This window comes from Bartonella sp. B17, assembly GCF_053795755.1.
This window is the reverse complement of record NZ_CP200032.1, coordinates 670,312-684,611: the sequence shown is the minus strand read 5'-3', so window position 1 is coordinate 684,611 and position 14,300 is coordinate 670,312. Positions and strand designations below refer to the sequence as shown.

Annotated in this window: 3 protein-coding genes; all 3 read right to left on the bottom strand. The window is 37.9% G+C overall.

Translation table 11 applies throughout. From position 1 onward, the window contains the following. Positions 1–196 precede the first annotated feature (196 nt). Positions 197–3,418, bottom strand: a complete 3,222-nt coding sequence (locus V4B18_RS03065; protein WP_455476363.1) for an autotransporter outer membrane beta-barrel domain-containing protein — start codon at positions 3,416–3,418, stop codon at positions 197–199. Between the two features lie 723 nt (positions 3,419–4,141). Next, positions 4,142–7,549 carry an autotransporter family protein gene (locus tag V4B18_RS03060; protein ID WP_455476362.1) on the bottom strand — a complete coding sequence of 1,136 codons (3,408 nt, stop codon included), beginning with the start codon at positions 7,547–7,549 and terminating at the stop codon, positions 4,142–4,144. Between the two features lie 646 nt (positions 7,550–8,195). Then, complete coding sequence (locus V4B18_RS03055; protein WP_455476361.1) at positions 8,196–14,240, bottom strand: autotransporter outer membrane beta-barrel domain-containing protein; 6,045 nt, start codon at positions 14,238–14,240, stop codon at positions 8,196–8,198. Positions 14,241–14,300 lie beyond the last annotated feature (60 nt).

The following is a 14,300-nucleotide window of genomic DNA, read 5'->3' as shown; positions in this document are numbered from 1 at the left end:
CTTTAGCGTAAAGAAAAATGATACGGCTATCAGATACTTTATTCTGTAATCAAAAAGAAAAATATCGTAGATCTTTTCATCAATATTAAAAGAGTGAAGATCCTTTGATGAAAGAATACAGATTATCCTACATAAAAAGGCAACACACTGTGCTGCCTTTTTATTTATATCAAAGGTTATATTATGTAGAACTTATTTAAAACTGGTAGCGCAAGCCCCCAGAAAAAGTAGCTCCAGAAAAACCAGCCTTGGTAAGCTTGTGCTGATACATCAAATCACCGTTCAGTGTAAGCTTGGGCAACAATTGAGCATGAAACCCTAACCCTGCTTCTAAAGAAGAACCAAAAGCTCCCAATTGGAAAGCATCTTTAAAGTGAACAGTTTGATTGTCTCCAAAACCATGAGCAAAGTGCAACTTACCATAGAATGATAAAACGCGTGCATCTTCCTTGGCAGAAAGTGTTTTTGTTAAGCGCCCACCAACACGCGTCACCCACTGCTCAAGATTACCCAACTTAATAGCAAAATTGTCAATATCATGCGCATGATTAAACTGGAGATGCTGATAAACAACCTGAACTTGCGGATCGAAAACAAGACCGCTCGATCCTACCATCAGTGCTTTACCCGCTATTACCGAAACACTGAGAGGATGACCTTTCAACGTTGCAGTTTTGCCTCGTGCACGAGTGAAAACATCGCCTTGAAATAAACCATAAGAGACAAGACCATTGACATAAGCTCCTCCATCATGCTGCATGCTACCATATGCTGTAAGCATCCACTTCTCAAAGGCACTTTTTTTACTTTGTTCAACATCAACAGGTTGCAGAGAAAGTTTGCCATAAGTTCCTATAACACCAAAAGACGTCGTGCCATATGCACTCTCAATGGCTTTAAACAAAACACCAGCCTCGACAGCATTATAATCAAGATCGCCTCCGTAACCATATTTAAACACAGGCAGATCTGAAGTATAATGGTAGTTACCACCATATCCACGAACAAAAAAGGCTGAACCCTCACCACTTTTCGATGGTTCTTCAAAAGAAATTCGCATAGCTTCTAAACGCTTACTGAGATTACTGATATCCACCAAGCCAGAATGAAACAAAGCATTTGGCAAAAGCAAGTAAGTCGGAACTTGCGGAACAACCACTTTTACCCCAAAGTCAGAATCAGGCTTTTCAGCTTCAGGCTTAAATTCAGGTTGATCAGGCTTAGGTTGATCAGGCTTAGGTTGATCAGGCTTAGGCTTCACATATGCATTATTCTTGAGGTAAAAATTCCAAAATTTTCCCTTACCTTCAACTAATCTTTTAGAAAAACTATTTTCTGCTAAATCAGATTCTTCACCATACTGAGCATAAAGCCTATACGCATAAGGTAAACCATTTAACGTTACATAATCATTAGCTAGCTTAAAAGAATTGCCTTCCGCCTCTCCAGAGACCTGAATAAGCGAAATCCCCCCACTATCCTTATCAATTTTTTCATATTTCTCTGAACTTTCTGAAACCGCACGTACATGAACTGTGGTTGTTCCTTCAACATTACCATGGATTAAAACACGATCCGTTTGTCGATTATCATGCGAACCATCAGAAGCCAAATATGTATTAAGAAAAATACTTGCATTTGCATCTATATCTTCACTTGGACTCTCATCCACACGATAAACAACACCCCCCCCTTGTCCAACACGAAGTGTTTGATAATGATAAGTAGAAGCAGAACGTGGTTGTTCAAATTCAATAGAACTATCAATCAAGCTAATTGATGAAATAGATGAAGTATTTGCAAGAGCAGACTCAGACAAATTGTCCTCTTGCTTTTGCTGTAAAATCCACTTTGATTTTCCATTCAAATTAAGACTTGCAACAGCACTGCTATCTACATAAGTATTTCCTTTAAGAGTAGATGACCTGTCTGCGAAAATTTGCAGAACAGCACCTTTCTTAGCTTTTAATAAATTTTTTGAATTTATGGTGCTATTCACCAAATCAACAGCACCATGAGAAAAATCCCCACTATAAATAGCTGTATCTTCAACTACCAATGCTGTTTTATTCATATTAACAATGCTAGCTCTGGGGAGATTCATTTCTTCCGGTTTTTCTTCATTATCTTGCTCTGTCGCTAATTTGCCGTTCTGAAAAGATATGCCATAAGATCCATCGCCATGCACTACAACATGAGATTCTTTAATCAAAATCTTAGCCCCAAACCCACCATATGGCGATTCACTATTATTTAAAAATTCACTAATATTACCCTCATTATAATTATCATCGCTAAACCAATCATGATCTTTAAGAAGAGCTGCATTGCGTATATTATTTGCATCATGTATAGTTGTGTTATTTAGCAACATGCCATGAAGGTTAATAGCCTTAATACTTCCATTCTTAAAACCAACAAAGCCATTTTCTTTCACAAGAATAACTGCATGTTTTTTGGGATTGTTTTCTTTGCCCCTTCCAGTAATATTAGTACCAGAGAAAAACATTCTTCCGTTTTGTATCGAAGAAACTCCATTACTATCCGTGAAATCGACTGCTCCACCCTTCATGTTAACTTCTGCACCATAAGAACTAGAAAGACTGGCCTCTTCCTCACCTTCATCGCTCGTATTTATGTTTACATCATATAAATCAATAAACGTCGATTTCCCTGTTGCTTTAACAGCAGCGCGGCTCTCTCCAATATCCCCTTTATTTACCTGAATTCTCCCACCATTAGAGTAAAGAGCAGTATTTGCATTTTTAACGGTAAGATTAGTCAAAGCAATCTCTCCGCCCTGTAATGCAGATATAGCATACTTATAAGTTTTTTCCGGAATTTGACTCACAACAGTTACATCTTTTCCTGTAACTCGTGTTTTCGTTTCTTTTACAGCCCCACTGTTTTCAGCTCCCTTTACCGTAATAGCAACATGATTAGAACCAATTCCATCAGCATTAGCTTTAGTAATCATCAGAGTCAGATTATCAATTTTGATGTTATCTCCGCAATTAGTGCATGAATAATATGATCCAAAATATGGTTGAGGTTTTTCCTCTATTTCATTAGAAACACTATCATAATTTGTTTCGACATAGCCATAACCAGAATACTCGCTAGGGGCATTAGGATCTGTGCCAGCGCTAAAACCATTAATGGAATTAGGCACGCTAGGCGAACTAGAATAGACGCCAATAGGAAAACTAGAAGAATACCCGTCAATGTTATTATAATAACCATTGGAGCTATAGAATTTATCAAAAGGATAAGAAGAACCACCATCCCCACTGTAGCTATAGCTACCACCCCCATTTTCCCCAGCATTTGCATAAACCACTACTTTATTTTGGAATAAGGAAAGAATAGCCGTTGTTAAAACACATAAACGTACATGATTTTTAAACACTTTAATCATAACTCCATAAAAATTTCCCTTCCCCTCTCTGGTTAAAAACAAAAGCACTCGTAAACATCTCCCAATACAAAATAAAAAAGACGCACCTAATGCTTGACTAATGTCATGAATTATTCAAACAAGCTCGGCGAGAAACTTAGCTCGCAATACCACAACTTTTAATAAATGAAGAATCATTCAGAACAACCATCGAGGGTATAATACATTGTGCATTATGTGTAAAGAAAAAATAAAACCATAACGTGTAACGGAAGCCACAACACGTCCTTAGAACCCTGAAAGAGCTAATAAGCGAAAAGTTGTAAATAAAATAACTAAAATAAAGAGAAGAACTGGCTTTTAAAAATCTTCGCTTTCGTTAGTATCAAATTATTATAAACTGACACAGTGGATGGGATATTTCATATTGTACGCTGATACTGCACTCTCCAATTTGAGAAAAAGCAACAAACGCTTATAAAAATCCTCTCGAATAAAACTGATGAATGCATCGCATCATTACTATCCAAAAAATTTAAACCAATCCGCTTTAGCGTAAAGAAAAATGATACGGCTATCAGATACTTTATTCTGTAATCAAAAAGAAAAATATCGTAGATCTTTTCATCAATATTAAAAGAGTGAAGATCCTTTGATGAAAGAATACAGATTATCCTACATAAAAAGGCAACACACTGTGCTGCCTTTTTATTTATATCAAAGGTTATATTATGTAGAACTTATTTAAAACTGGTAGCGCAAGCCCCCAGAAAAAGTAGCTCCAGAAAAACCAGCCTTGGTAAGCTTGTGCTGATACATCAAATCACCGTTCAGTGTAAGCTTGGGCAACAATTGAGCATGAAACCCTAACCCTGCTTCTAAAGAAGAACCAAAAGCTCCCAATTGGAAAGCATCTTTAAAGTGAACAGTTTGATTGTCTCCAAAACCATGAGCAAAGTGCAACTTACCATAGAATGATAAAACGCGTGCATCTTCCTTGGCAGAAAGTGTTTTTGTTAAGCGCCCACCAACACGCGTCACCCACTGCTCAAGATTACCCAACTTAATAGCAAAATTGTCAATATCATGCGCATGATTAAACTGGAGATGCTGATAAACAACCTGAACTTGCGGATCGAAAACAAGACCGCTCGATCCTACCATCAGTGCTTTACCCGCTATTACCGAAACACTGAGAGGATGACCTTTCAACGTTGCAGTTTTGCCTCGTGCACGAGTGAAAACATCGCCTTGAAATAAACCATAAGAGACAAGACCATTGACATAAGCTCCTCCATCATGCTGCATGCTACCATATGCTGTAAGCATCCACTTCTCAAAGGCACTTTTTTTACTTTGTTCAACATCAACAGGTTGCAGAGAAAGTTTGCCATAGGTTCCTATAACGCCAAAAGACGTCGTGCCATATGCACTCTCAATGGCTTTAAACAAAACACCTGCCTCGACAGCATTATAATCAAGATCGCCTCCGTAACCATATTTAAACACAGGCAGATCTGAGCTATAATGGTAGTTACCACCATATCCACGAACAAAAAAGGCTGAACCCTCACCACTTTTCGATGGTTCTTCAAAAGAAATTCGCATAGCTTCTAAACGCTTACTGAGATTACTGATATCCACCAAGCCAGAATGAAACAAAGCATTTGGCAAAAGCAAGTAAGTCGGAACCTGCGGAACAACCACTTTTACCCCAAGGTCAGAATCAGGCTTTTCAGCTTCAGGCTTAAATTCAGGTTGATCAGGCTTAGGCTTCACATATGCACTTTTGAGATAAAAATTCCAAAATTTTCCCTCACCTTCAACCAATCTTTGAGCAAAATTCCCTTCTAAATCAGATCCTAAACCATAGTAAGCATGAAGCCTATACGCATAAGGTGAACCTTCCAACGCAACATAACCACCATCTAGCTCAAAAGAATTTTCTTTTGCCATTCCAGAAACCTGAATAAGCGAAATTCCCCCACTATCTTTATTATTTTTTGCATATTTCTCTGAATTTTCTGAAACCGCACGTACATGAACCGTAGTTTTTCCCTCAACACTACCATGGATTAAAACACGATCCGTCTGTCGGTTATCATGCGAACCATCAGAAGCCAAATATGTGTTAAGGTAAATCTGAGCCTTATCATCTGTTTTATAAACTACACCCTTTCCTGTTCCAATACGGAGTGTTTGATAAAAATGATCTTGAGTAGATTTTGGTTTTTCAAAATCAATAGCAGAGCCATTTATAAGACTTACGAATGATATGGATGAATCATCAATAGAATTAGGCTTGCTTCGCAAAATCCACTTCGAATCTTCATCTAAATAAAATTTGACAACAGAATCGTCATTGGCATGAACACTTCCCTTAAGAGAAGAGTTTTCAGCTAAAATTTCTATCAAACTCCCTCCCTCAGCTTTTAACAATAAATTTTCTGAAACCACAGTGCTCTGGGATAAATTAACAATACCATAAGCCGCATTAATACTACGAATAGCTATATCATCAACCAAAAACGTCGTATTCCATAAAGTGACCGAATCCAAACTACGTAAAGAGTGTTCCTTTTCCAAAATTTTTGCATTTTCGCGCCTGTCCCACTGTTTCTCTCCCCGAAAATATATGCCGTAAGATCCGTCACCATGCACTTTAAAAGAAGAATTTCGAATATTAATTCGGCTCATAGCATCGTCACCCAATAAGTCCTCACGCGATGGAACCGAATTAGGATCATTCTGTGTATTTTCTAACATTATGCCATGCATATTATTAGCATTAACAATCACCTTATTCGCATCAATAATACCACCTTTATCCAAGAAAAAAATCGCATAATTGTTTAGATTTTTTTCTTGACTCTCTCCAGTAATAGTCACATCACTAAGAGCTATCTTCCCGTCCCGCACTGAATAAAACCCATAGCTATCCATGAAGTTAATTGTTCCACTATTCACGATAACTTCTGAATTATAAGCACTAGAAATATTGACCTTCTCATTCTTCCCGCTTGTATTAATTTTTACATTATACAAAGCAACAAGCCCTTTATTTATTGCTTTAATAGCAGCATTACTTTCCTCAACATTCACATGATTTACTTTAATCTTTCCATTATTATTTGCATAAAAAGCAATCTTTGCATTTTTGACAGTAAGATTTGTTAAATCAACCTCTCCGTCCTGTGTTGCAGATACAGCATACGTATAAGGTGTTTCCGAAACTTCACTAGCAATCTTCACATTGTTTCCCGTAATTTTTGCTTTTGTTACTTCCCCCTGTGTGCCCTCGCCTCCCTTTACCGTAATAGCAACATGACTAAAACCAGTTTTACCAACATTCTCTTTAGTAATCATAAGAGTTTCATTGTCAATTTTGGTATTATCTCCACAATTATTGCATAAATAATTTGACTTCCAATATGGCTCAAGTTCATCGTCAGCACTGTCTTTGACAGACATAACAATCTTCATGCCATCGCCATACACAACTGTGGAACCCTGATCTTTATTCTCAACAGTAATGTGATAAGGTAAGGTAATATGATTATTTTCACGTGATAAAGTTGCACGATTATAAGGAGAAGAATCAACATGATCCGCTGGATTGTGCATAATGCGGACACAAAGGTTGTCATTACTAGTACAGTGAACTGCACCTCCACCAGAATAAAGATTATTATTAGGAATAGAAACACCCCCATTAAAGGGAACCCCATCGGGAATCCCATCATACCATGTTAAGGAATCAGCAGAAGGAATTGCGGAATCATCATAACCATCACCCCCGATGACAGTATATCCAGGGGCATAAGAAATATTAGAAAAAGTATTATTTCTCCTAAAACTTGGACTATTGTTAAAGCTGCCATAAGGAGTTTCATACAAAGCATCCCCCTTCTCAGAGGCATAATGCCCAAGGATAGCATTTTCATCTTCACTGCTATAATAACCTTCACCTCCATCAGAAAAATAATCCCTACCCGAACTCTCAGAGAAATCATAGCGGGAATAAGAATTTTCCCCGTCATCATATTGATATCCCTCTGCACCTGAAACAACCCCTACTCCACTTTGTAAAAAAAAAAGAACAACTGTTGTGAAAGTACATAAATGTACACGTTTCTTAAATACTTTAGTCATAGCCTCATCAAAACTTTTCTTCCCCTCTGATTAAAAATAAACACTCTTAAAAACATTGATAAAATAAAAAGAAATACTTACCGTTCATCTGACTGTTGCAATGATTTACCCAAATAAGCTCACAAAGAAATTTATTAGCAACAAAAAACTACCTATAAAAGAATATAAATCATTAACAACTAATAGGTGTATAGACCATTATATACATTGTGTAAAGCGAAAATAAAAACATAATGTATTATAAAAGTTGTAACTTTCTTTGTAGATTTTTCAAAAATTGACAAAATAGCCGCGCGCTTTTGCACGCAAAAGACCAATAGAGCAATAAAATTTATTCTAAAAAGCCCATTCTTAATCAGAACTACTATAAAGCAAGATATCGTACAATATGTGTACGAACCCTGAGCTCTTCACCATTAAAAATATTCTAGAATAAAACTGATCATTTTAGTGCATTATTATCATTCAAAATTTTAAGAAAAGCTACTTTAGCGTAAAGGCCAATAAATACAGCTACCAAGTGCTTTTACTCGAAAATCAAAAAAGACGAAGATCTTTGATAAAATAATACAAATTGTCATAAACAAAAAAGGCAGCACAATGTGCTGCCTTTTGCTTGTTATATCAAAGTTTACATTACATTTATTTAAAACTGGTAGCGCAATCCACCAGAGAAGCTGGCTCCAGAGAAGCCAACTTTGTTGAGCCGATGTTGATAAACAACATCGCCATGAAGCGCAAAATTAGTGAAAAGTTTGACATTAAATCCTAATCCGGCTTCTAAAGAAGAACCAAAAGCTCCCAATTGGAAAGCATCTTTAAAGTGAACAGTTTGTTTCTTACCAAAATCGTGTACCAGATGAAGCTTACCGTAGAAAGAAACAGCTCGGGCATCCTCAGATCCAACAGTGCTCTTTATCAAACGTCCACCGACACGAACAACCCATTGATCAAGATTCTTCATCTTAATGTCAACATTGTCAACATCACGTACCTCTTTAAATTGAAGATATTGGTAAACAACCTGAACCTGCGGATCTAAAACAAGACCTTCATATCCTGTCGTAAATGACTGACCTCCAATTAATGAAACGCTTAAAGGGTTACTTTCCAACGTTGCCGTCTTACCCCGTGCAAGGGTGAGAACATCACCTTTAAACAAACCATAGGATAAAAGACCATCTACATAAAAGCCCAAGTCATGATGCATAGTACCATATGCTGTAACCGACCATTTATCAAATGTACTTTTTTCACTTTGTTCAACTTTAAGAGGTTGCAGAGAAAGCTTTCCATAAGAGCCCATAATCCCTAAAGATATATCACTTTGCGAACTCTCAATTTTCTTCAACAAAACACCTGCCTCGACAGCATTATAATCAAGCTCGCTTCCATAACCATATTCCAACGCAGACAGATTTGAAGCATAACTATAACTACTACCATAGCCACGCAAGAACAAAGCAGGATTTTCATGAGTTTCCAACAAACTACTATCGGAAATAGCTCGCAGAGATTCTAACTGTTTGCTTTGATTGCTGATATCCATTAACCCAGCATGAAATAAGCTATTTGGTAAAAGCAAATAAGTTGGAACTTGTGGAACAACAGCTATCACAGGACGTTGTTTAGAAGGAACAATGCCCGCAGAAGGTATACGACCTGAAGATGCACCACTGGAAGATACTTTACTGGAAGATACTCTACCGGAAGACGCACTACTGGAAGACGCACTACTGGAAGACGCACTACTGGAAGACGCACTACTGGAAGACGCACTACTGGAAGACGCACCACTAGGAGATGTGCTATCTGTTCCATTAACATACTGATTCTCTAAGCGAAAATCCCAAAATTCTTTTCCATCTTCAACCAATGTTTTATCAAAATACACGACATCTTCACGAGCATCATCCGGACCATAAGAACGAAGAGTATATTTGTAAGGTAAGCCCTTTATCGTAACATAACCACCATCCGGCAACCGGAAAGAATCTTTCTCTGCTTTTCCATAAACCTGAATAATTGAAACACTATAAGGAAGCTCGTCCTCAAGGCCTCTATTTTTCTTAGCAGGATAATGACCCACATTCACATCCGTTTTTCCAGAAACATCACCATGGATTAAAATCCGGTCACCAACTTGCTTATCATTCGAGTAATTTTCAGGATCCAGATCAACATTTATATCAAGCCAACTATCCTTAGAAGCACTGTAAACAACACCATTTCCTTTCCCAATTCGGAGTGTGCGATATGGATTCTCTGTCCCTACAAAAGAAAAAAATCTAATACCAGCCGCATCTCCAAGAGTTACAGCTGAAATACATGTATCTAAGCAATCCACTCTTTCAGCATCTTGGCGTCCTGTACTGTTACCGCCATCTAAAAACCATTGCGATCCTTTAAGCAAAGCAATTTTGGCACGGGAACTGTTATCAACGCGAACTGCACCTTTAATTACAACAGAATCATTAGCTACAATCGACAGATTAGAATTATTCTCAGATTTTAATAAGAAATCACCGGAAAGAACTGATTTCGTTTCTAAAAAAACAGTACCTTCAGAATTATAACCATAAACAGCCACACCATCGAAAACTCTGAATTTAGTATTTCGCAACGAAACTATCACTGACTTATCAGTAAGATTTTGATCTTTTGGAGATGTAATACTTTTTTCAACTGCACGTCGTACGCGTGAGACCCCATTACTTAGTGTGCGTGAGACCTCATTATTTAGTACAGGTGAGCTCCCATTACTTACCTGTGAAATTTCATTACTATTGATATTTTGATCAGCTGATACAGATACTTCTCCACGAAGCTCTTGTATCGCATTCCCAGTTTGTGCATTAGTATTTTCCTTGACAGCATTTACAAGCTTAACACGCGATTCCCTCGGTTTTGCCTCAGATCCATCAAAATATATACCATAAAATTTGTCTTTGTTTTTGTCGTTGTTACTGTGTACTGTGATAATTGAAGAAGTGATATTAGCTTTACTACTAGCCTTAGCGCTCCCATTAACATCTTTAAACCGCAGACCATGATTGCCTTCAACCAAAACACTCCCACGTTCAAAATCAATAGAGCTACCACTTCTTAATAAAAAAGCTTCTCTCCCCAAAGTCGTTTTAGAATCCGTATCCTCACTGTTGCGTCTTCCTACAATACGAACTTTTGTTAATTTAACATCCCCTCCCAATTCCGACAGAACCCCTACTCCTTTTTCAAATTCAATCTGTCCAGAATCCATTACCACTGCACCACCGTTAGCACTTAAACCAGCAGTAGCCAAAGAACCTTGTACATTAATTTTTGTATTATTCAACTTAACAGACGATTTAGGACCAACCATAGCACCAACATAAAGGGCATCGATTTTCCCATCTGTCATATTGACTGATCCACCAGCTTGAGCCTCAAGTCCAATCGGAAAAGACTTAATGCTTGTTTTGTTTCCTTTAACAATAACTTCTGCATTTTCTTTTGCAAGCACAGCACTCACAAAATTATCTGGTTTAATGTTAGTCAAATTAACATTATTTTCTTTCGAACTAACATTATTTTCCTTCGAAAAACCTACCCCAGTGATAGTCACATCCTCTACATTAATAATTGTCTTGTGACCTAATACCTGACTTTTCCCGTTATCTGATCTTTGTTGACCTATTTTAGCAACAGTTTCCTGATTTCCTCCCTTTGCATATACAGCATGCATATTGCTATCAGTCATGTTTAAAGTACGTCCCTTTATTTCATTTGACGTACCATTTTGGCACCAGAAATAAGATTGAGAACTTGTTCCTTTTGCATCATTTTCATTAACAGAACATGCAAAAACAGCAGAGGACTTACTAGGACGTGAAGCAGATCCAACGACAGGCATAGAGGATACAGACGCCGCAGAAAATACAGACGCTGCAGATTCAACTGTAGACTTAGGGGATACCGACACAGCAGATTTAACGGTAGGCTCAGCAGATACAGACGTCGTAGATAGAACACGTGCAACAGGTTTTGTAGTTTCCTTAGAGACAGCAACATCCGTAGCAGCAGGGACAACAGGCAAAGAAGAAGTAGATGGAGTAACTTCAGATCTCCCAACTTTAGCAGACGTAACTTTAACAGGTATATTAGACACAACTTTAATAGATGTATTAGACGCAGCTCTAGCAAGCCCAGCTGTAGCAGCTCTAGCAGGCTTAGCTGTAGTAGGTTTAGCAGACGTAGCTGTAGCAGGTTTAGCAGACGCAGCTGTAGTAGTAGGCTTAGCAGACGTAGATGAAGGCACACTAGATGGAGGAGCAACCACTACATCTTCAGTAGCATCTCCTTCAGAACGACCAAGTGCTGCATTTAATAGAACACGTCCTACAGGACGAGAATCCTGAACAGTACTTTCTTCAGAAGCAGTATCTGCAGCATCAACATAACTTACTACTTGGTACCCATTATCTTCTAAACCTAATCTACCATCAGAAGGATTAAGAAGATATACAGACATATCTTCTTCTGTGACATACTCTGCACCATAATTAATTCCCCCACCATATCTACTCTCTGTTTTACCTTCTAAACGGAAATCCCACATCTTTGATTTGCTTACAGATTCATCATTTAAATATCGCACTCCCGAAGTGACAGTCGGACCATAAGCACGAAGAACATACTGATAAGGCGAACCTTTTAGCGTGACATAACCACCCTGCAACTCAAAAGAATCTTTTTTTGCGTCTCCATAAACCTGAATAACTGAAACACTGTAAAGTGCATCCTTATTTTCCTCTGCGCTATCTAAATTTGAGTTTCCTTTTCTGTTAACAGAGTTATTCACATATAATTTAGTTTTTCCAGAAACATCACCATGAATCAAAACCCTATCAGACATTTGATCGCTACTCGACACACCAGCAATAATCCCCGCACTCAAGTAAAGTGCAGCTTCATTACCAGCAGTGTAAACTGTACCATTTCCTTTTCCGATGAGAAGCGTTTGATAACCGTCTTCCTTATTTTTGGGAGGAAAAAATTTAACAGAACTATTTGAAAAATTTATAGATGAAATACATGAATCTACACAATTTTCATTCGAAAATTTCCAATTTTTATGTTTACTCTTCACTAAAGACCAATTCGTATTTTCACCTAAAAAAAGCTTTGCATCACCACTTTTATCAATGCGAGCTCCTCCCATAAGCGTAGCACCACTAGAAAAAATCGATAGCTCGGAAGAAGGTCCAGCTCCTAACAATAGAGAACTAGCAATCCTTGATTTTCCTTTTACCACGATGTGACCATTTAATCCTTCACCATAAATACCTATCCCATCCGAAACTGTAAGATTAACATTATCGAAGAAAACCACACGCGCCCCTGTCTTAATTGTTGCATCAACCGTGTCTTTTTGCTTAGATTTTACTGCTTTCGTTTTATTTGTAAAAAATACACCATAGGAATCTTTACCAGACGAAGTAATATTTGTGTGGCTCATACTAGCGCTAATTTTCCAAGAACCCATACGCATATTGTTTGCATTAACACGGTTAATAACGCTGACAACATCACCAAAAACATCAAGATCAGAGTTATCACTGCCTTGAACTTTCTTAGCATCATTCCTCTTGTCAGCACCATTCTTGTCCTCTTGGTTAATCCTTTTAAAGGCAGTCGTGACATATCCGGAATAAACATCTTCTCCACTAACAGAATCAACAATAAAGGGACTACCACTGACACTCAAAATAACGGCATTATTACTATCAAAACTCCCTTTATCTATAGAAAGAAAGCTATCATATAGCCTGAAGCCGTAGTTTACTTCGTTATTAGAATTTGATACTCGAGTAGAATCAGTAGATTTTGCTTTTCCCTCCTCGTTAACACTAATTTTAACACTTTTCAGTTTAACAGCTCCCCCTTCTGATATAACTGCTGCCCCACTTTCTTTAACGACAATCGACCCAGATTGCATGTTTACTACAGATCCAACACTCAAAACACCTGTTTTATATACATCAATGTTCACACCACTCAAATCAATGGAAGCTCCCGAAGTGGACACAGCACCTATATGAGACTTACTGATTTTTCCATTCTTCATGCTAGTCTGCGTACCCTTTTGTGCATCAAGCCCAACAATAAAAGATTGGATATTTGATTCTTCCAAATCAACCTTGGCATTAGCTGTTGCAAATACAGCACTCCCCAAACCTTGTGACCCACTCCCCAAACCTTGTGACCCTTGATTTAAAAGACCATTACTACGTTCCTCAGTAGAATTTATCCCCCGGATAGACGTTCTCCGAATCTTAACCGCCGTCTTACCAACTGCATCGACATCACCTTTTGCAAGCCTCCCAGCCTCACCGTTTGCTAAGCCGGATGCGCCCCTACTCTTACCCACAACCTGCACAGCATCATCACCATACCTCGTCACAACAATAGCACCTCCTGTCATTGTGTGACTTTTACCATCTTTACAAGAAATAGGACCTTGATTCACTGCATAACTTTTAAAGATACAATCTTCGCTTTTAACTTTCTTTGCGTTTTCTAAAGGCCAAAGCAGCATAGAACCTTCTGCCGCAGCATCATTTACCGCATAAACATCCACACCTTGTAAAAAGAAGAAAACACTTGTTGTAATAGCACACAAATGCGCATGATTTCTAAATACGTTAATCATTTGTCCAACTTTCTAAATAAATAAACCTTGATATTTTTTGTAAGAGCACTAGTAAGCACG

Bases quoted from the DNA above. Each gene is read 5' to 3' on its own strand.
- V4B18_RS03065 (WP_455476363.1), bottom strand. From the start codon at position 3,418: ATGATTAAAGTGTTTAAAAATCATGTACGTTTATGTGTTTTAACAACG.
- V4B18_RS03060 (WP_455476362.1), bottom strand. From the start codon at position 7,549: ATGACTAAAGTATTTAAGAAACGTGTACATTTATGTACTTTCACAACA.
- V4B18_RS03055 (WP_455476361.1), bottom strand. From the start codon at position 14,240: ATGATTAACGTATTTAGAAATCATGCGCATTTGTGTGCTATTACAACA.